At 60.0% G+C, this 16,157-nt stretch carries 20 protein-coding genes and 2 tRNA genes; 6 read left to right on the top strand and 16 right to left on the bottom strand.

Features of this window, described 5'->3' with window-relative positions:
• Window positions 1-206: 206 nt before the first annotated feature.
• Entirely contained in the window at window positions 207-1,445 is a 1,239-nt protein-coding gene (locus tag ISN39_RS01330; RefSeq protein ID WP_194728913.1) for a site-specific integrase, read from the top strand.
• Between the two features lie 98 nt (window positions 1,446-1,543).
• Here the strand turns inward: ISN39_RS01330 and ISN39_RS01325 are convergent.
• The 10 genes from ISN39_RS01325 to ISN39_RS01280 all read right to left on the bottom strand — a co-directional run bounded on the left by ISN39_RS01325 (window position 1,544) and on the right by ISN39_RS01280 (window position 7,474).
• Window positions 1,544-1,619, bottom strand: a tRNA-Phe gene (locus ISN39_RS01325).
• Window positions 1,620-1,798: 179 nt separating this feature from the next.
• The gene (gene yacG / locus ISN39_RS01320) at window positions 1,799-2,008 is read right to left on the bottom strand and encodes a DNA gyrase inhibitor YacG (RefSeq protein ID WP_074066606.1); all 210 of its coding nucleotides are present in this window, start codon (window positions 2,006-2,008) and stop codon (window positions 1,799-1,801) included.
• An 18-nt stretch (window positions 2,009-2,026) separates the two neighbouring features.
• A complete protein-coding gene (locus ISN39_RS01315) occupies window positions 2,027-2,647 on the bottom strand; it encodes a Maf-like protein (protein ID WP_022718246.1) in 621 nt (206 codons plus the stop codon).
• Between the two features lie 46 nt (window positions 2,648-2,693).
• Window positions 2,694-2,912, bottom strand: coding sequence for a translation initiation factor IF-1 (infA, locus tag ISN39_RS01310; RefSeq protein WP_003545338.1), 219 nt, complete (start codon window positions 2,910-2,912; stop codon window positions 2,694-2,696).
• A gap of 119 nt (window positions 2,913-3,031) precedes the next feature.
• Window positions 3,032-3,508: a low molecular weight phosphatase family protein gene (locus ISN39_RS01305; RefSeq protein WP_022718247.1), complete on the bottom strand. Its 477-nt coding sequence runs from the start codon at window positions 3,506-3,508 to the stop codon at window positions 3,032-3,034.
• A 5-nt stretch (window positions 3,509-3,513) separates the two neighbouring features.
• A complete protein-coding gene (locus tag ISN39_RS01300; RefSeq protein WP_074066604.1) occupies window positions 3,514-3,987 on the bottom strand; it encodes a UPF0262 family protein in 474 nt (157 codons plus the stop codon).
• Window positions 3,988-3,990: 3 nt separating this feature from the next.
• On the bottom strand, window positions 3,991-5,289 hold the full coding sequence (gene hisD, locus ISN39_RS01295; protein ID WP_074066603.1) for a histidinol dehydrogenase: 1,299 nt from the start codon (window positions 5,287-5,289) through the stop codon (window positions 3,991-3,993).
• 37 nt (window positions 5,290-5,326) lie between these two features.
• Window positions 5,327-5,764, bottom strand: coding sequence for a DUF2948 family protein (locus ISN39_RS01290; protein ID WP_074066602.1), 438 nt, complete (start codon window positions 5,762-5,764; stop codon window positions 5,327-5,329).
• A 117-nt stretch (window positions 5,765-5,881) separates the two neighbouring features.
• The gene (gene murA / locus ISN39_RS01285) at window positions 5,882-7,174 is read right to left on the bottom strand and encodes a UDP-N-acetylglucosamine 1-carboxyvinyltransferase (protein WP_194728912.1); all 1,293 of its coding nucleotides are present in this window, start codon (window positions 7,172-7,174) and stop codon (window positions 5,882-5,884) included.
• Window positions 7,175-7,279: 105 nt separating this feature from the next.
• Entirely contained in the window at window positions 7,280-7,474 is a 195-nt protein-coding gene (locus ISN39_RS01280) for a hypothetical protein (RefSeq protein WP_039843891.1), read from the bottom strand.
• Window positions 7,475-7,626: 152 nt separating this feature from the next.
• On the opposite strand from ISN39_RS01280, the gene ISN39_RS01275 reads away from it, so the two are divergent.
• The 3 genes from ISN39_RS01275 (at window position 7,627) to ISN39_RS01265 (ending at window position 8,668) form a co-directional block, all read left to right on the top strand.
• A tRNA-Thr gene (locus ISN39_RS01275) sits at window positions 7,627-7,701 on the top strand.
• Window positions 7,702-7,833: 132 nt separating this feature from the next.
• A complete protein-coding gene (locus tag ISN39_RS01270) occupies window positions 7,834-8,172 on the top strand; it encodes a hypothetical protein (protein ID WP_194728911.1) in 339 nt (112 codons plus the stop codon).
• A gap of 253 nt (window positions 8,173-8,425) precedes the next feature.
• Window positions 8,426-8,668 (top strand): DUF982 domain-containing protein, encoded by a 243-nt coding sequence (locus tag ISN39_RS01265; protein WP_074066600.1) that lies wholly within the window; start codon window positions 8,426-8,428, stop codon window positions 8,666-8,668.
• A 234-nt stretch (window positions 8,669-8,902) separates the two neighbouring features.
• Here ISN39_RS01265 and ISN39_RS01260 read toward each other — a convergent pair whose 3' ends face one another.
• Together ISN39_RS01260 and ISN39_RS01255 are read right to left on the bottom strand one after the other, a co-directional pair.
• Window positions 8,903-9,163 (bottom strand): hypothetical protein, encoded by a 261-nt coding sequence (locus tag ISN39_RS01260; protein WP_074066599.1) that lies wholly within the window; start codon window positions 9,161-9,163, stop codon window positions 8,903-8,905.
• Window positions 9,164-9,183: 20 nt separating this feature from the next.
• Window positions 9,184-9,546 (bottom strand): hypothetical protein, encoded by a 363-nt coding sequence (locus ISN39_RS01255; RefSeq protein WP_194728910.1) that lies wholly within the window; start codon window positions 9,544-9,546, stop codon window positions 9,184-9,186.
• 77 nt (window positions 9,547-9,623) lie between these two features.
• Between ISN39_RS01255 and ISN39_RS01250 the strand changes: the two genes are divergently transcribed.
• Window positions 9,624-9,887: a hypothetical protein gene (locus ISN39_RS01250; protein ID WP_194730072.1), complete on the top strand. Its 264-nt coding sequence runs from the start codon at window positions 9,624-9,626 to the stop codon at window positions 9,885-9,887.
• Window positions 9,888-9,982: 95 nt separating this feature from the next.
• Entirely contained in the window at window positions 9,983-12,043 is a 2,061-nt protein-coding gene (locus ISN39_RS01245) for an ATP-dependent helicase (RefSeq protein ID WP_194728909.1), read from the top strand.
• Here ISN39_RS01245 and ISN39_RS01240 read toward each other — a convergent pair.
• The 4 genes from ISN39_RS01240 to mscL all read right to left on the bottom strand — a co-directional run bounded on the left by ISN39_RS01240 (window position 12,040) and on the right by mscL (window position 16,156).
• Window positions 12,040-13,101: an enoyl-CoA hydratase/isomerase family protein gene (locus tag ISN39_RS01240; RefSeq protein WP_194728908.1), complete on the bottom strand. Its 1,062-nt coding sequence runs from the start codon at window positions 13,099-13,101 to the stop codon at window positions 12,040-12,042. The two genes, ISN39_RS01245 and ISN39_RS01240, sit on opposite strands and share 4 nt — an antisense overlap.
• Window positions 13,102-13,195: 94 nt before the next feature.
• Entirely contained in the window at window positions 13,196-14,230 is a 1,035-nt protein-coding gene (galE, locus tag ISN39_RS01235; RefSeq protein WP_194728907.1) for a UDP-glucose 4-epimerase GalE, read from the bottom strand.
• A 202-nt stretch (window positions 14,231-14,432) separates the two neighbouring features.
• Window positions 14,433-15,599, bottom strand: a complete 1,167-nt coding sequence (locus ISN39_RS01230) for a pyridoxal phosphate-dependent aminotransferase (RefSeq protein ID WP_194728906.1) — start codon at window positions 15,597-15,599, stop codon at window positions 14,433-14,435.
• Window positions 15,600-15,721: 122 nt separating this feature from the next.
• Window positions 15,722-16,156 (bottom strand): large conductance mechanosensitive channel protein MscL, encoded by a 435-nt coding sequence (gene mscL, locus ISN39_RS01225; protein WP_074066594.1) that lies wholly within the window; start codon window positions 16,154-16,156, stop codon window positions 15,722-15,724.
• Window position 16,157 lies beyond the last annotated feature (1 nt).

The raw sequence follows: 16,157 nt of genomic DNA, 5'->3' as shown, positions 1-16,157 counted from the left end.
CGCCCCGCAAGCAGTCAAGGTCCGAGGGTCCCAAGGCACCCCATTATTTTAGATAGAGCTAAATAATCAGCGACAAGCGGATATCCCCCGGATATAATCCATGCCACACGAAGGAATGGAGGATACGAGGATGTATACGGTGCGGTGCGTCCGTCTCGAAGACGGAACAAAGCTCTTAAAATTGATTGATGGGGAGCGCTGAAACCATGTCCAAAGTTCACAAAAGGAAATGGATCACGTCAAAAGGCGAACCGCGCGAAGCATGGGAAGTCGATTATTTCGCCTATGACCCCGAGACGAAGAAAATGCGTCGTCGCCACAAGAACTTTCCCACAAAAAGGGAGGCAACAGCTTGGTGGGAGGATAATGTCAAAGGCGTTCGGGAAAAGACGCATGTGCCCGATAGCCAGTCCATCACGGTATCGGATATGGCTGATATCTGGATTACGGCTGTGACCGTTGGCCGGGGAGAAAGGGGCCCCGCCGAAGCTTCGACCCTCCGTCAGTACAACTACCATAAAGACCTCTATATCGTGCCGCCCTTGGGCCACCTGAAGCTCTGCGATCTAACGCAGGCCGTTATCCTCGACTTCAAGGCGAAGCTCCTAGCGGGCCATAGCCGCTCCCTGGCAAGGAAGGTCATGACCTCGCTGAAAGGCCTCCTGAACGAGGCGGTGACGCAACAGAAGGTCGCGGTAAACGTCGCCCGTGAAGTTTCCATAGGCAAGGACAAGCGCGATATCACAAAGGCAAAGGTTCCAGCCTTGGAGCATATCCGCCTGATCCTGGCCGAACTCGACACCCTCGGCGCTCAGCCGAACGTCCAAAGAGCTAAGGCATGGAGGCGGTATCGGGCCATCATCGCCACGGCGATCCATACCGGCATGCGAGCGTCTGAAGTTCGAGGCCTGCCATGGGCGGCGGTCGATTTCGACGCAGGAAAAATCCATGTAAGGCAAAGAGCCGATGAAAACGGCGATGTGGCAGAAGTCACAAAGTCTGACGCGGGCTATAGAAGCATTCCAGTTCCAGCCAGCCTCCTGCAAATGCTCAAGCAGTGGAAGCTTGAGGCCGGAGGGCATGCGCTCGTCTTCGCCACCAAGTCTGGCGAACCTATGAGCCTTCCCAACATCTACAATCGAGCATGGAAGCCACTGCAAATCAGCCTCGGCCTAACCAACCCCCTCCTCGATAGGAATGGCGATATCCAGAGGGACGACGACGGCAAACCCCTTGTGGAGCCGCTCTATAATTTCCATCTCCTCCGCCACTTCCATGCCTCGATGCTCATAGCGGACAACGCCAATCCCAAAGAGGTCCAAAGTGAAATGGGGCACTCGGACATTAAGATTACCTACGATTTGTATGGGCACTTGTTCGTTGACGAAGAGTCGGACAAGCGCAGGCAGCAAAGGTCTGAAAGACTAGCGAATTTACTGGGTTAGGTGGCACATGGCGTGGGCGGATTGCCACATGAATGCCACATGGAGGCGGAAGCGTTTCGGCTCCGTTTTTCTATCCAATTGAATTCGTTGGATTTTTATGGTGCCCAGAGCCGGAATCGAACCAGCGACACGCGGATTTTCAATCCGCTGCTCTACCAACTGAGCTATCTGGGCATCCGTGCTTCGCAGAACATTCTTCGTTGAAAGAAGTGCGGGGCCTTGGTTCGCCCCGGAAGCGAGCGGGGTTATAGCATCTTGTCCGGCCATGGCAAGCAGCAAATGACAGTTTTTTGCCAACCGGGGACATTTTGCGGATTCACAAGCAAATTGAAGGGGTTCGCTGTGGATTTTCGCTACTTTTCGTCGTCGTAGTCCGCCTTCTTCTCGTCTTCGGCAACCGGAATGGCATAGGCGCCGTTCAGCCAGCGGGAGAGGTCGACCTCGCGGCACCGGTTCGAACAGAAAGGGTAGTGATCGCGATGCGAGGGCTTGCCGCATTCCGGGCAAGGGCGCGTCTTGCGAAGCGGTTCGACCTTGGCGGTGTTTTTATTCTCTTCGGGCACGGTGATCTTCCTCCGGGCTCAGCCCTCAGGCCACCGGCTATGCACGTCGAAGCCTTCGCCGGTCAGCAGCAGGATTGTTTCATAAAGCGGCAGGCCGACGACATTGGTATAGGAGCCCACCATTTTCTGCACGAAGCTGCCGGCCAGCCCCTGGATGCCATAGGCACCCGCCTTGCCGCGCCACTGGCCAGAGGCAAGATAGTTCTCGATCTCGAAACCGGAAAGCCGCTTGAAGCGCACTTTCGTCTCGGCGATCTTCTGGCGGATCTTGCGGTCGGGCGTCACCAGGCAGACGCCGGTATAGACCCAGTGGCTGCGGCCGGAAAGCAGATGCAGCGAGGCGGAAGCCTCGTCGGCAAACTCGGCCTTGCCGAGAATGCGGCGGCCGACAGCAACCACAGTGTCGGCAGCAAGGATATAGCTGCCCTTCCAGGCCATGTCGCTCTTGATCGCGGCAAGGGCCGCTTCGGCCTTTTCCGTCGAAAGGCGCCGGGCAAGCGAACGGGGATGCTCGGATTTCCTCGGCGTCTCGTCGATATCCATCGGCATCAGGCGCGAGGGCTCGATGCCTGCCTGGTTGAGCAGGTCGACACGGCGCGGCGAGCCGGAAGCCAGAATGAGCTTGTATGTGAGCGCCATGGACCCTCGACCGGAAACGGAAGCCCTTTAGGCTTCCGGGCCAAGCCTATTTGAAACGATAGGTGATGCGGCCCTTCGTGAGATCGTAAGGCGTCATTTCCACAAGAACCTTGTCGCCGGCGAGAACGCGGATACGGTTCTTGCGCATGCGGCCCGCCGTGTGGGCGATGATTTCGTGCTCGTTTTCGAGCTTCACACGAAAGGTCGCGTTCGGCAGAAGTTCGGTCACAATACCCGGGAATTCGAGGACTTCTTCTTTAGGCATATAAAGGTTTTCTTCCTGTCGGTTGAGATGACGGCATTGGCCGCCTTAAAATTTTCGCGGAAACTACACAATCAGGGGTCATTTGTGAACCTTGTTGATCGGGCTTTCTTCCTTTTGTTTCACGCCGATTGAGCGGCGATGCCATTTCTCCTGACGAGGCGTGTTTCGATGAGCATCTCAAGGTGATCACGCACCTCACGGTAGGCGTCCAGAATCTGCTCGCGGGTCCCGGTTGTGACCGTCGGATCCATCGTCGGCCAATAGATTACGTCGACGGCGCTCGACCGCGTCAGTTCCAGTGCGGCGTGATGGGCCTGTGGCGAGAGCGTGATGATCAGATCGAAGTAGTCATCCTCGAGTTCGTCAAGCGTCTGCGGCTGGCGACGCCCGAGCGAAAGGCCGATTTCATCGAGCACGACGTCGACAAAGGGGTCGCGCTCGCCGGCGCGAACGCCTGCGGAACGTATATAGGTATTCCTGGGCAGGATGCTACGGGCGATCACTTCGGCGATCGGCGAGCGGATGGCGTTCAACCCGCACATGAAGAGAATCGCGCCGGGCGCCTTTCCTTCTGCCGTGGTCGGAGCCGGCGCCATCGCCGTCATCCGCGCCAGTAGAGCACGCAGACGAGCGTGAAGATGCGGCGCGCTGTGTCGAAATCGACCTCGATCTTGCCGGCAAGCCGGTCCTTCAATGTCTGCGAGCCCTCGTTGTGGATGCCGCGCCGTCCCATATCGATCGCCTCGATGCGGCTTGGCGAGGCAGAGCGGATCGCCTCGTAATAGCTTTCGCAGATCATGAAATAGTCCTTCACGAGCCGGCGGAAGGGGGTCAGTGACAGGATATGGGTCGCAACATTCCGTCCGTCTTCCGTGGTGATCGCAAAGACGAGCTTGGAATCGACCAGCGAAATCTTCAGCCGGTAGGGTCCGCCGCTGTGGCCGACTGGCTCGAAGCTGTTTTCCTCGATGAGATCGAAGATCGCGACGGCGCGCTCGTGCTCGACATCAGGCGTCGAACGGCCGATCGTATCGTCAAGGACGATATCTGAGAGCCGGAAGTCGCCCTTCGCCATGCCTCACCTTTCGAGATTGAGACGGATCGCGACCGATCGCGCATGGGCGTCGAGGCCTTCGCAGACCGCGAGGGCGATCGCCGCCGGACCGAGATCGCGAAGCTGCTGCGGACCGAGCCGGAGGATCGAGGTGCGCTTGACGAAGTCGAGCACGGAAAGGCCGGAGGAGAAGCGGGCAGAGCGCGCGGTTGGCAGGACATGGTTCGAGCCGCCGACATAATCGCCGATCACTTCCGGCGTATGGGCGCCGATGAAGATCGCGCCGGCATTGCGGATTCCGTCGAGCAGCGCATCCGGATCGGCAACCGCGAGCTCCAGATGCTCGGCCGCGATGCGGTTGGCAAGCGGTATCGCATCCTTCAGGTCCTTCACCAGGATGACCGCACCGAAATCCCGCCAGCTGCGGGCGGCGGTTTCCGCACGGTTCAAAGTCTTCAGCTGCCGCTCGACGGCGACTTCCACGGCCTTGCCGAATTCGGCGTTATCGGTGACCAGGATCGCCTGGGCACTTGCATCATGTTCGGCCTGGGCCAGAAGGTCGGCGGCGATCCAGTCCGGGTTGTTATCCTTGTCTGCGATTACCAGCACTTCCGACGGGCCGGCGATCATGTCGATGCCGACCGTGCCGAAGACCTGGCGCTTGGCGGCGGCAACATAGGCGTTGCCCGGGCCGGTGATCTTTGCGACCGGTGCGATCGTCTCCGTGCCGTAGGCGAGCGCGGCAATAGCCTGCGCACCGCTGACACGGTAGATCTCCGAAACACCGGCAAGCTTGGCCGCAGCAAGTACGGCCGGATTGACCTCACCGCCCGTTGCCGGCACCGCAATGACGATGCGCTCGACGCCTGCGACCTTTGCCGGCACCGCATTCATCAGCACCGAGCTCGGATAGCTTGCTGTGCCGCCCGGCACGTAGAGGCCGACTGCCTCGATCGCCGTCCAGCGCGAGCCGAGCCCGACGCCCATGGCGTCCTCGTAGATATCGTCCTTCGGCAGCTGGCGGCGATGATGGGATTCGATACGGACAGCCGCAACCTTCAGCGCGCCGAGCACTTCGGAAGGCACTGCTTCCACCGCGGCATCGATTTCCGCTTCGGTCACGCGCATCGGCACATCGGCAAAATCGATGCCGTCGAATTTCTTGCAATATTCGGCGAGCGCTTCATCACCGCGGGCGCGCACGTCGTCGATGATCGTGCGCACGGCCGCGTTCACGTCTTCTGAAACTTCACGCTTGGTTGTCAAAAACGCGGCGAAGCGCTGCTCGAAACCGTCCGATGTCTGATCCAGCCAGATTGCCAACGCAGATATTCCTTCTCAATTCGACACGGGGACGTCTTCACGCACCGGGGTGGCGGGGCTTGGAGGCGGTTTCCCATGCCCCACCGATATCCGCAAGCTGCACTTCGATGCATTCGACGTCGAGGACGATCTCGGCGGCGCCGGCAAGCGTCAGCTCGATCGTGCCATCCGGCCCCTCGCCCTTCTGTTCGAAGCCGACGGACAGCAGGGACAGTACATCGTCCCGCCGCTCGCGGTCGATCCCGGTGGAGCGGACGGCCAGAACGCGCTTGAAGATCAGCACCGCCCGGTGGCGCTCAAAGCCCTTGCGCTTGTTGAGGGCATCTTCCCAGACAAAGCGGTTGGCGGCTATCGAAAACTGTCCGTCCCGCGGCGACCAGGCCATGTCCCCGACCTTGAAGACGCTGTCCTGCATATGGGCGGAGACCACGGAAAGGTCTTCGCTATCGAGCGCAAGAAGCTTCAAATCGGTCATGCAGGCAAAACCCCTGGGTCCATCGCGCACCGCCGGGATGGCGATGCGTTCGACAAGGGAAATAGGATGCCGCGGCTAAATGCGCAACCGGAATAAAGGGCGTAGAACCGCCCTTGCCTATTCGCTGACGCGCTCGACGATCGCGCCGCAGCGGGTGAGCTTTTCTTCCAGCCGCTCGAAGCCGCGATCGAGGTGATAGACGCGCGACACCATGGTCTCGCCTTCGGCGGCAAGACCGGCGATCACCAGCGAAACGGAAGCACGAAGGTCCGTTGCCATCACCGGAGCGCCCTTCAGCCGCGGCACGCCCTCGATCTTCGCCGTCTGGCCGGAAAGCGAAATCTTCGCGCCGAGGCGGGCAAGCTCCTGCACATGCATGAAGCGGTTTTCGAAGATGGTTTCCGTCACATGCGAAATGCCGGAGGAGCGCGTCATCAGTGCCATGAACTGCGCCTGCAGATCCGTCGGGAAGCCGGGGAACGGATCGGTCACGACATCGACCGGCCTGATGCCGGCACCATTGCGCCTGACGCGCACGCCGTTGTTGGTCGGCGAGATTTCCGCACCGGCACGGCGGAGGGTCTCGAATGCCGTTTCGAGCAGAGCTGCATCGGTGTTTTCCAGAACGACGTCGCCACCGGTCATCGCGACGGCCATGGCATAGGTGCCGGTCTCGATGCGGTCCGGCAGGACGCGGTGGCGCGCGCCGGAAAGCGACTGCACGCCTTCGATGGTGATCGTCGAGGTGCCCTGGCCGGAAATCTTCGCGCCCATGGCGTTCAGGCAGTTGGCGAGGTCGACGACTTCCGGTTCGCGGGCGGCATTGCCGATGACCGTGGTGCCCCGGGCGAGCGTTGCCGCCATCATCATTACATGGGTCGCACCGACGGAAACTTTCGGGAAAGTGTAGCGCGTGCCGATCAGGCCTCCGTTCGGCGCCGTCGCGTTGATATAGCCGCTGTCGATTTCGAGGTTTGCGCCGAGCGCTGCAAGTCCTTCGAGAAAGAGATCCACCGGACGCGTGCCGATGGCGCAGCCGCCCGGCAAAGAGACGCGGCAGTGGCCTTCGCGCGCGAGCAGCGGTCCGATGACCCAGAAGGAAGCGCGCATCTTCGAGACCAGCTCATAGGGCGCGGTCGTATCGACGATGGTGCGGCAGGTGAAGTGGATCGTGCGTGCATAGGAGTCTTCCTGGCGCTCGCGGCGGCCGTTGACGGCAACGTCGACACCATGATTGCCGAGGATGCGCATCAAAAGTTCGACATCTGCCAGATGAGGGACGTTTTCGAGCGTCAAGGTATCGCTGGTCAAAAGCGAGGCGATCATCAGCGGCAAGGCAGCATTCTTGGCGCCGGAAATCGGAATGATGCCATTGAGCTCATTACCGCCGACAATTCTGATACGATCCATATGGGCTTACGGGCTGTGCCCGCCTTTCTGAAAGTTCTGCCTTTAAAAGGGATGGGGGTCTTTAGACGAATTCCGGGCACGCTTCAATTCGCCGTGAAACGAACATTACGATTCGTCCATTTTTGCGGCAGGAAGCCCATTTGTCTCGTCCGCCTGGCCGGAGCGGCGCGCCCGTGTCTGCTGTTTGCGGCGGGCGAGATTTTCGCGAAGCTTTTCGGCAGCGCGTTCGCGGCGCAGTTTCGCCTGTTCTTCGATCACCGCCTTGCGGCCCTTTGCGGCATTTTCGATCTTGTCGTCCATGCTTGATGTTTAGCGGATTCCGCCTCACGCAAAAAGGGCCTTGGCCTTAATACATGCGAAGTTGGAATTTGCGGCTTGCGCTTATCAAGAAGCTGTGGCAATAGGCCCCCCGTTCACGCAATGCAGCCGTCCGGCTCATGCGTCCTGGTCCTGCTGCCGTAGCTCAGTGGTAGAGCACACCCTTGGTAAGGGTGAGGTCGGTGGTTCAATCCCACTCGGCAGCACCAGTTTTCCGGTAAAGAGCCATTTTCGTGATTCGTCTCATGGTGATGCGTGGTCACAGCTTTCGCTCAACTCCTTGTGATCGAACCATCTCCCGCGGACTGCGGTTCTATGAACAGACAATGGAGGATGCCCTCATGTTTATTCGTTTTATCGCGAGTTCGATCGTGGCGGTTGCCGTCGCAACCACTGCTCTCGCACAATCGACCGGCACCCAAGGAGGGTCCGGTGGCGGAACCACGATAGCTCCCACTCCCAACAATACCGGCTCGGGCACGACCCGCACGGATCCCGGCATCACCAACAGCACGATCAATTCCGGTGCCGTCGATCTGAACAGGAGCGGCAGCACGATCAACCCAAGCGGCGTCAACCCCGCGATCCCGTTATCGCCTGACTGCACGAATGCAACGGGGCAGCAGGACGACGCGGCAACCGGGACCTCCGGGCTCGGCTGCCCGCCACTTCCTCGATAAGGTCGCGAGACGTCCATCTGGCTTTAAGAGCGCCCTGACTGCAAAGAGCGAGCGGTCACCTGGCAGGTGTGACCGGCTCGCCGGCATCATTTCTGCCAAAAAATTCAATCCTCCGTCGCATCTTGCGCATCTGCCGATCAACCCGATTGCCGGCGACAAATATCCCGCTAATATATCCGTGTGCACGGTCCTTGTAAGGGGAACGCAACGGGCTGGATGCGCGTTTTGGCGTAAACACTGGAGGAATACGCCTATGGCAACGGAAAGATGGGGAAATCCGGTCAAAGTCGGCTTCGAAAACGCCGATGCGCGAACCGTGAACGGCCCGTTCGATGCATTGAAATGTCTTACCGATCTTTGGCCCGCAAACCGCGGGCTTCGTTATCTTAAGGCCCGCAGTGCCTGCCGCGCGGCGCTCGATGGACGCAAGACCGCCGAGGAGGCCCGCGCCGAGTTTCTGGCGGCGGCGGAAGAAGCCAAGCTGAAGCTGCACTGACGGGTGCCCAAAGGGCCGACTGTAATCGGAATTGCTGCCCTGTGCCGTTTAGGCATGGTTGTTCATTTTCATTTAACTGTTGAAGCAGGATAGGCTGGAAACCCGTTTCCAAAGGCGTTGCACGCGAGCGCTGGCTACCCATGAAATACCGCAGCCATCATGATTGGTCAGAGGCTCGTTCCCTCAGCCATGCGCAGGCGAGCCTTGTCCGGGCAGAATCCCCATAGTCTGCTTTCAGCAGTTGCTGTCGCTTTCTATCTCGAGATAGCCGACGCCGATGATGGTGCCGTCCGGAGCACGGATGAAGGATGGCAGATAATGCGCGTCGGCCGGCTCACAGGCAGGCGCGGCGGTATATTCATTGAGCGCAATCTGATCCTGCGGCAATGCCGAATAATAATCGATATCGGTTTTGAGTGAGGCGGATGCAGGTGTGGCAAATGCGGCGGATGCAACAAGAAGGGCGGCAGCGCCCAGACGGAATGTCGTCCTCATAACAGTCTCCGGCGTTGAATTCAGACGATCAAACACGTGAGATGCAGTTTTTGTTCCCACTTTTTCTTGCGCATTCTCGCGAGAATCTTTTGGAACTTTTCTTTCGCTTGAAAAAGTTTAATTGAATCGTCCCAAATCACGTTATCCGAAGTAGAAATTTCCATGAGAACACTGATGCTTGTCATTATTGCAGCGATGATCGCCTCGATTCTCAGTATCCTGGTGGTCAAACCTTTCGACAAGGGCGGGGGAAATGACGACACGCCACCGAAGACGATCCAGCAGCCAGAACCGAACTGACCGGTCGCCACCGCAGCAGTGGCTTTGACGCTCCAAAGCGGTTTTCCGTTGCATAACGGCACGCCAAGCTGATGGGCAATCAAGCATTGTCTTTGAAACCACCCTTGGCGTTCGGTAGCAGGTGGCCCATATGCAACGGATCGACAGCCGGGGTGGTTCAATGAAAGTGATCATTTCGGCAATTCTCGCGGCGGTCATGCTGTGCGCCTGCACATCCTCCGGCGCATCGGAGCCCACGCCCATTCCCGGCAGCTTGACCTATGGCGGGCAGCCGCGAACCAAACTGACAAAATCACCCGTCGGCAGCGCCGTTTACAACAATTTCTTCAATTCAAGCGGCAACCGGGTGCGGGAAACCTACATTCTCCAGCCAGATCGGAGCTTGAAACTCATGCGGCAGGAAGTGGTGTCCGCCGTTCACTAAAGCTTGCGCTTGACAGGAATCATTATCGAGAACATTCAAGGAACGCCTAATCTGTCCGCGCCGTCATTGCGTGCGGGCGCCAACCGGATGGCTGGATGTATCTCGAAAAGCTCAATCCACAGCAGCGCATGGCAGTCGAACACGGCACGCTTGCCGGCGGTAGCCAAGTTGCAGGTCCGCTTCTGGTGATCGCCGGCGCGGGTTCCGGCAAGACCAATACGCTGGCGCACCGCGTTGCGCATCTGATCGTCAAGGGTGCGGATCCGCGCCGCATCCTGCTGATGACCTTCTCCCGCCGGGCGGCCTTTGAGATGGCGCGCCGCGTCGAGCGGATTTGCGCTGAGGTTCTTGGCAGGAATTCCGGCATCATGGCCGATGCGCTGGCCTGGAGCGGTACCTTCCATGGGATCGGCGCGCGGCTGCTTCGCGATTATGCCGAGCAGATCGGGGTTGACCCCACCTTCACCATCCATGACCGGGAAGACAGCGCCGATCTGATGAACCTCGTTCGTCACGATCTCGGCTTCTCGAAAATGGAGAGCCGCTTCCCGACCAAGGGTACCTGCCTTGCGATTTATTCACGGGCCGTGAATTCGCAGACGGAACTGCCCCTGGTCCTGCGTAACGCCTTCCCCTGGTGTGCCGCATGGGAAAAGCAGCTCCGCGAACTTTTCGCCGCCTATGTCGAGGCCAAGCAGACCCAGAACGTCCTCGACTATGACGACCTGCTCCTCTACTGGGCGCAGATGGTTGCCGAACCGCTGATCGCCGAGGATATCGGCGGCCGCTTCGATCATGTGCTCGTCGACGAATATCAGGATACGAACCGCCTGCAAGCCTCCATCCTGCTTGCTTTGAAGCCTGAGGGACAGGGGCTGACCGTCGTCGGGGACGATGCGCAGTCGATCTATTCCTTCCGCGCCGCCACAGTCCGCAACATCCTCGATTTCCCAGCCTCATTCAGCCCGCCGGCCGATATTGTCACGCTCGATCGCAACTATCGTTCGACGCAACCCATTCTCGCCGCGGCCAATGCCGTCATTGATCTTGCCTCGGAGCGCTTCACCAAGAACCTATGGACGGAGCGGCAATCGGGCGAGCGCCCGCGCCTCGTCACGGTGCGCGACGAGGCCGACCAGGCCCGGTATGTTGCCGACAAGGTGCTGGAAAACCGCGAAGAGGGCACGCGGCTGAAGAACCAGGCGGTGCTTTTCCGCGCCTCGCACCACAGCGGCGCGCTGGAAGTCGAGCTCACCCGCCGCAACATTCCCTTCGTGAAATTCGGCGGCCTGAAATTTCTCGACAGCGCGCATGTCAAGGACATGCTGGCCGTCCTGCGCTTTGCGCTCAATCCGCGCGACCGGGTCGCCGGCTTCCGGCTGATGCAGATCCTGCCGGGCGTCGGACCTTCGACGGCCCAGCGGGCACTCGACCAGATGGCGGAGGATCCAAGTCCCTTGCAGGCCCTCGCGGACATGCCCGCCCCGCCGCGCGCCGGCGAGGATTGGACCTCCTTCGTTTCGGTCATGCAGGAGCTGAGATCCGGGAAAGCCGGCTGGCCCGCCGAAATCGGCCTGGTCCGAGAATGGTATCAGCCGCATCTCGAGCGGCTGCACGAGGATGCCGCAACTCGTCAGGCCGATCTCCTGCAGCTCGAGCAAATCGCCGGCGGCTATCCGTCGCGCGAACGCTTCCTGACCGAACTGACGCTCGATCCGCCTGATGCGACCAGCGACCAGGCGGGCGTGCCGTTGCTCGACGAGGACTATCTGATCCTCTCGACAATCCATTCGGCCAAGGGTCAGGAGTGGACCAAGGTCTTCATGTTGAACGTTGTCGACGGCTGCATTCCGTCGGATCTCGGCGTTGGCACCAGCGCGGAAATAGAGGAGGAGCGGCGCCTGCTTTATGTCGCGATGACGCGCGCTAGGGACAATCTCGATCTCGTCGTCCCGCAGCGCTTCTTCACGCACGGGCAGAATGCGCAGGGCGACCGGCACGTCTATGCCTCGCGCACCCGCTTCATCCCGGCGACGTTGCTGCAATTTTTCGAGGTCTGCGGCTGGCCGCAGGTCAAGAGCGAAAGCGCCTCCGCGCAACAGGCGCGCCAAGTCCGCATCGATGTCGGCGCCCGCATGCGCGGAATGTGGCGCTAGAGGGCAAGAGGGCGATCGGCCGGTTTGAAGAACGGCGCGAGCACCTCTGCGTTTACCGCCTCGATGGTCGAAGGCGACCATTTCGGATTTCGATCCTTGTCGACCACCGCCGCCCGCACGCCCTCATAAAAATCCGCGGATTTCAATATCTGCATACAGGCCCCTAACTCACGGTTCAGGCAGGCGGCGAGATTGACGCTCTGCCGTCCTTCCCTCAGCAGACGCAGAGTCAATTTCAGGCTCGTCGGCGAGCGCATCTGCAGGGTCTTCCGTGTCTTGGCGGCGAATTCGCCTTCGTCAGCGGCGAGCGCTTCCAGAACCTCTTCGACGCGATCGAAACAGAAGGCATGGTCGATCAACGGCCGAACGACCTGCAGGCGGCTTTCGGTCGCCTTGCCGGCAACATGCTTCAGCAGAGCCTCGCAAGCTACCGGCGATGACCCGACCGGCAGCCGAGCCAACGCGTCGATGACATCCGGCAGCCGCGACGACGGGATCTCAAAATCGGCAAGGCCGGCATAGATAGCATCCGCCGCATTCAGCTCCTGGCCGGTCAATCCTGCCCATGTTCCCGTCTCGCCGGGCATGCGCGGCAGCAGCCAGGTCGCTCCGACATCCGGGAAATAGCCGATGCCGGTTTCCGGCATCGCAAGCCTCGTCCGCTCCGTCACGATGCGGTGCCGCCCATGCGCGGAAAGGCCGACGCCACCGCCCATGGTGATACCATCCATCAGGGCGACATAGGGTTTAGCGTAGCTTGCGATGCGGTGGTTGAGGGTGAACTCCTCGCGCCAGAAGGTCTCCGCAAGCTCAGAACCCGAGCGCCCGCTTTCGTGAAGTGCACGGATATCGCCGCCGGCGCAGAAGCCGCGGTCGCCCTCACCCGTCACCACCACGCTTGCAACGCCGTCATCATAGGCGAATTCGTCGAGCGCCGCGTCGATCATGCGCACCATGCCGAGCGTCAGGCTGTTCAGCGCCTTCGGCCGATTGAGGCGGATGATCCCCGCCGTGCCGCGTCGTTCGATAATGACTTCCCGTTCGTGATTGTTCTGCATGTCCGCCGTCCACCCTCGATTGACCTCCCATCAATAAACAGAGGAAGCGCTTCGTTCCAGTGGACTTTGCGTCAAAAAACAGACGTGATCGCGTTTAGAAGGAAGCCGCGGCAAGGGCGCGGTGCACTCCCTGCAGCTCCCCGACCCTGCGGTTGATCAGCGCCAGCTCCCAGTCCAGTGCGCTGCGAACGATCGTCTCCAGGGAATCGTATTTCGGCGTCCAGTCCAGCACGCGATGCGCCAAGGTGGCGTCGGCGACGACACTTGCGGCATCGCCCGGGCGGCGTGGCGCCATATGAATCTTGAACGCGTAGCCGTGCAGGCGCACCACCATGTTCAGCACGTCGAGCACCGTATAGCCGGAACCATAGCCACAATTCGCGACCAACGATCCCTTGCCCTTGCGCAGATGCTGCAGCGCCTTGAGATGAGCCTCGGCAAGGTCAGTGACATGGATATAGTCGCGCACGCCGGTGCCGTCATGCGTCGGATAGTCGATGCCGTAGACATGCACGCTGTCGCGCTTGCCGAGGGCTGCCTCGCAGGCGACCTTGATGAGGTGCGTCGCGCCGCTCGTGGATTGTCCGGCGCGGCCGTGCGGATCGGCACCTGCAACGTTGAAGTAGCGGAGCGCCACATAGTCGAAATCATAGGCCGCAGCAGCGTCGCGCAGCATGAGCTCCGTCATCAGCTTCGACTGGCCATAAGGATTTTCCGGGTTGAGCGGCGCTGTTTCCTTGACCGGACCGGAAGTCTTCTGCGGGCCGTAGACCGCCGCCGTCGACGAGAAGACGAAATGGCGCACACCGGCAGCGATCGCCGCGCTCAGGAGCGCACGCGTCTTGCCGGAATTGTTGTCGTAATAGGAAAGCGGATCGGCAACCGAAGCCGGAACGACCGCGGAGCCCGCAAAATGGATGATCGCCTCGATGTCGTTCTCGATGAAGATCGTCTTCAGGACCTCGGCATCGGCGATATCCCCCAAGTAGAAGCGCGCAGCAGGCGCGACCGCCCAGCGAAAGCCGGTGGAAAGGCTATCGAGCACGACGACGTTCTCGCCTGCATCGAGCAGTGCCCAAACCATGTGACTGCCGATGTAGCCGGCGCCGCCTGTCACCAAAATTGCCATGTCCCGTTCCCTGTTTAATCGGACAGGGCATCTGACGCGGTTTTTCCTTTCAGATCTTCTTATCAGGCACCCGTTCGGACGCCTTTGAACCGGTAAGTTTGCTGCTGTGGTTAGAGGCTGATTTCCGGCTTTGCTACAATTTTAGCGAACCACCGTTTCTGACGTCAAAAAGGGTCCGGCTGCGACGGCCGGGCCTTGAGCGTCAAAGTTTCAGAATGTAATCGCAGAGCTTGTCGGCTGCTGCCTTGACCTGTAGCGGATCGCGCAGGAAACAGGCTCGCAGGAAAAGCTCGCCGCCTGCGCCGAAGGCGGTTCCGGGCGCCAGGCCGACGCCCGTCTTGTCGACGATATCCAGCGCTGCTTTGCGGCTGTCGGTGACGCCGTCGATCTTCAAAAAGGCGTAGAGCGCACCGTCCGGCTTCAACGTCTCGACGCGGTTTGTGGCAATCAGCGCATCGCAGAGGATGTCGCGCGAAAGAGCCGCCTTCTGGATATTGGCCTCGACAAACCCATCGCCCTCGTTGAGGGCTGCCACCGCACCCTTCTGCATGAATTGCGCAACGCCCGAGGTCGAATATTGGATCAGGTTTTCAAGCACCTGCCCGGTTTCCGGTGGCGCCACGATCCAGCCGACACGCCAGCCGGTCATCGACCAGTTCTTCGAGAAGGAATTGACGAACATGACCTTGTCGCCCGGTACCATGATATCAAGGAAAGAAGGCGCACGGGTGCCGGCGTAGAAATATCGGGCGTAAATTTCATCCGCCATGATCCAGAGATCGCGCTTGCGGGCAAGTTCAAGGATGTCCGCGAGATCCCTCTTCGTTGCGGTCCACCCTGTCGGATTGGATGGCGTATTGATGAACAGCGCTCTTGTCTTCGGGGTGATTGCTGCTTCGATGCGATCGAGATCGACCGCCCATTTGCCGCCCTCGAACTGAAGCTCAACCCCGACGGAGCGGGCACCGGCAATTTCCAGCGCAGCGGCGATATTCGGCCAGGCGGGCGTCAGATAGACCATTTCGTCGCCCGGCGACGTCAATGCCTGCACCGCAATCTGGATCGCCTGCATGCCTGAGCCGGTGACATAGAAATGCTCCGCCGGCAGGCTGATGCCGAAATGCCGGGCGTAATAGTCAGATAGTGCCTGACGAAGCTCCGGAATGCCGCGCTGCCAGGTATAGAAGGTCTCTCCCGCTGCCAGCGCGTCCATTGCCGCCCGGCTGATAAAATCCGGTGTCGGAAGATCGCCCTCGCCGACCCAGAGCGGCAGCAGGCCATCGCGGCCCCGGGCATAATTGACGACTTCGACGATCCCGCTTTCTGGCGCCGAAACGGCGCGCGGGCTGAGGCTGTTCATAATCGACATGCAGATCTCCGGTTTTCGCTTTCATAAAACAAAACCGGGCGCAAATCCCATGAGAATGCGTGATGCCGTATCGATTTTCGTTATGAATCAACCTCGCAAAATACGGGGCTGCGATGCCTTGATCAGACCGCCGGACGCCTGGCCAGCAGATCGCGGATTTCCGTGAGGAGCGCGACATCGGCCGGCGGCGGCGCCTCTTCCGCTGCCTTTTGCTCGTTGCGCTCGACCTGCCTGCGCAGCATATTCACGCCCTTGATCATCAGGAAGATGATCCAGGCAAGGATCAGGAAATTGATGACCACGGTGATGAAATTGCCATAGGCGAAGACAGCACCCTGCGCGCGGGCTGCGGCAAGCGTCGGCGCGTTGACCGCAGACGAAAGACCGAAGAAGTAGTTGGAAAAATCGAAACCACCGAAAAGGGCACCGACGATCGGCATGATGATATCGTCGACCAGCGATTTGACGATGCCGCCAAAAGCACCGCCGATGATGACGCCGACGGCAAGGTCCATGACGTTGCCTCGGGCGATAAAGGCCTTGAATTCATTGAGCATC

Origin of the sequence: Rhizobium sp. 007 (assembly GCF_015353075.1) — a bacterium.
Taxonomy (GTDB): Bacteria; Pseudomonadota; Alphaproteobacteria; order Rhizobiales; family Rhizobiaceae; genus Rhizobium.
This window is presented reverse-complemented; position numbering and strand designations above follow the sequence as displayed.

Coding starts and splice junctions, on each gene's coding strand:
- ISN39_RS01230 (WP_194728906.1), bottom strand. CDS start 15,599: ATGTCGATTATGAACAGCCTCAGCCCGCGCGCCGTTTCGGCGCCAGAA.
- ISN39_RS01290 (WP_074066602.1), bottom strand. CDS start 5,764: ATGACCGATTTGAAGCTTCTTGCGCTCGATAGCGAAGACCTTTCCGTG.
- galE (WP_194728907.1), bottom strand. CDS start 14,230: ATGGCAATTTTGGTGACAGGCGGCGCCGGCTACATCGGCAGTCACATG.
- ISN39_RS01280 (WP_039843891.1), bottom strand. CDS start 7,474: ATGGACGACAAGATCGAAAATGCCGCAAAGGGCCGCAAGGCGGTGATC.
- ISN39_RS01270 (WP_194728911.1), top strand. CDS start 7,834: ATGTTTATTCGTTTTATCGCGAGTTCGATCGTGGCGGTTGCCGTCGCA.
- ISN39_RS01315 (WP_022718246.1), bottom strand. CDS start 2,647: ATGGCGCTCACATACAAGCTCATTCTGGCTTCCGGCTCGCCGCGCCGT.
- ISN39_RS01245 (WP_194728909.1), top strand. CDS start 9,983: ATGTATCTCGAAAAGCTCAATCCACAGCAGCGCATGGCAGTCGAACAC.
- ISN39_RS01260 (WP_074066599.1), bottom strand. CDS start 9,163: ATGAGGACGACATTCCGTCTGGGCGCTGCCGCCCTTCTTGTTGCATCC.
- ISN39_RS01300 (WP_074066604.1), bottom strand. CDS start 3,987: ATGGCGAAGGGCGACTTCCGGCTCTCAGATATCGTCCTTGACGATACG.
- infA (WP_003545338.1), bottom strand. CDS start 2,912: ATGCCTAAAGAAGAAGTCCTCGAATTCCCGGGTATTGTGACCGAACTT.
- ISN39_RS01240 (WP_194728908.1), bottom strand. CDS start 13,101: ATGCAGAACAATCACGAACGGGAAGTCATTATCGAACGACGCGGCACG.
- ISN39_RS01305 (WP_022718247.1), bottom strand. CDS start 3,508: ATGGCGCCGGCTCCGACCACGGCAGAAGGAAAGGCGCCCGGCGCGATT.
- murA (WP_194728912.1), bottom strand. CDS start 7,174: ATGGATCGTATCAGAATTGTCGGCGGTAATGAGCTCAATGGCATCATT.
- ISN39_RS01250 (WP_194730072.1), top strand. CDS start 9,624: ATGAAAGTGATCATTTCGGCAATTCTCGCGGCGGTCATGCTGTGCGCC.
- ISN39_RS01330 (WP_194728913.1), top strand. CDS start 207: ATGTCCAAAGTTCACAAAAGGAAATGGATCACGTCAAAAGGCGAACCG.
- ISN39_RS01265 (WP_074066600.1), top strand. CDS start 8,426: ATGGCAACGGAAAGATGGGGAAATCCGGTCAAAGTCGGCTTCGAAAAC.
- mscL (WP_074066594.1), bottom strand. CDS start 16,156: ATGCTCAATGAATTCAAGGCCTTTATCGCCCGAGGCAACGTCATGGAC.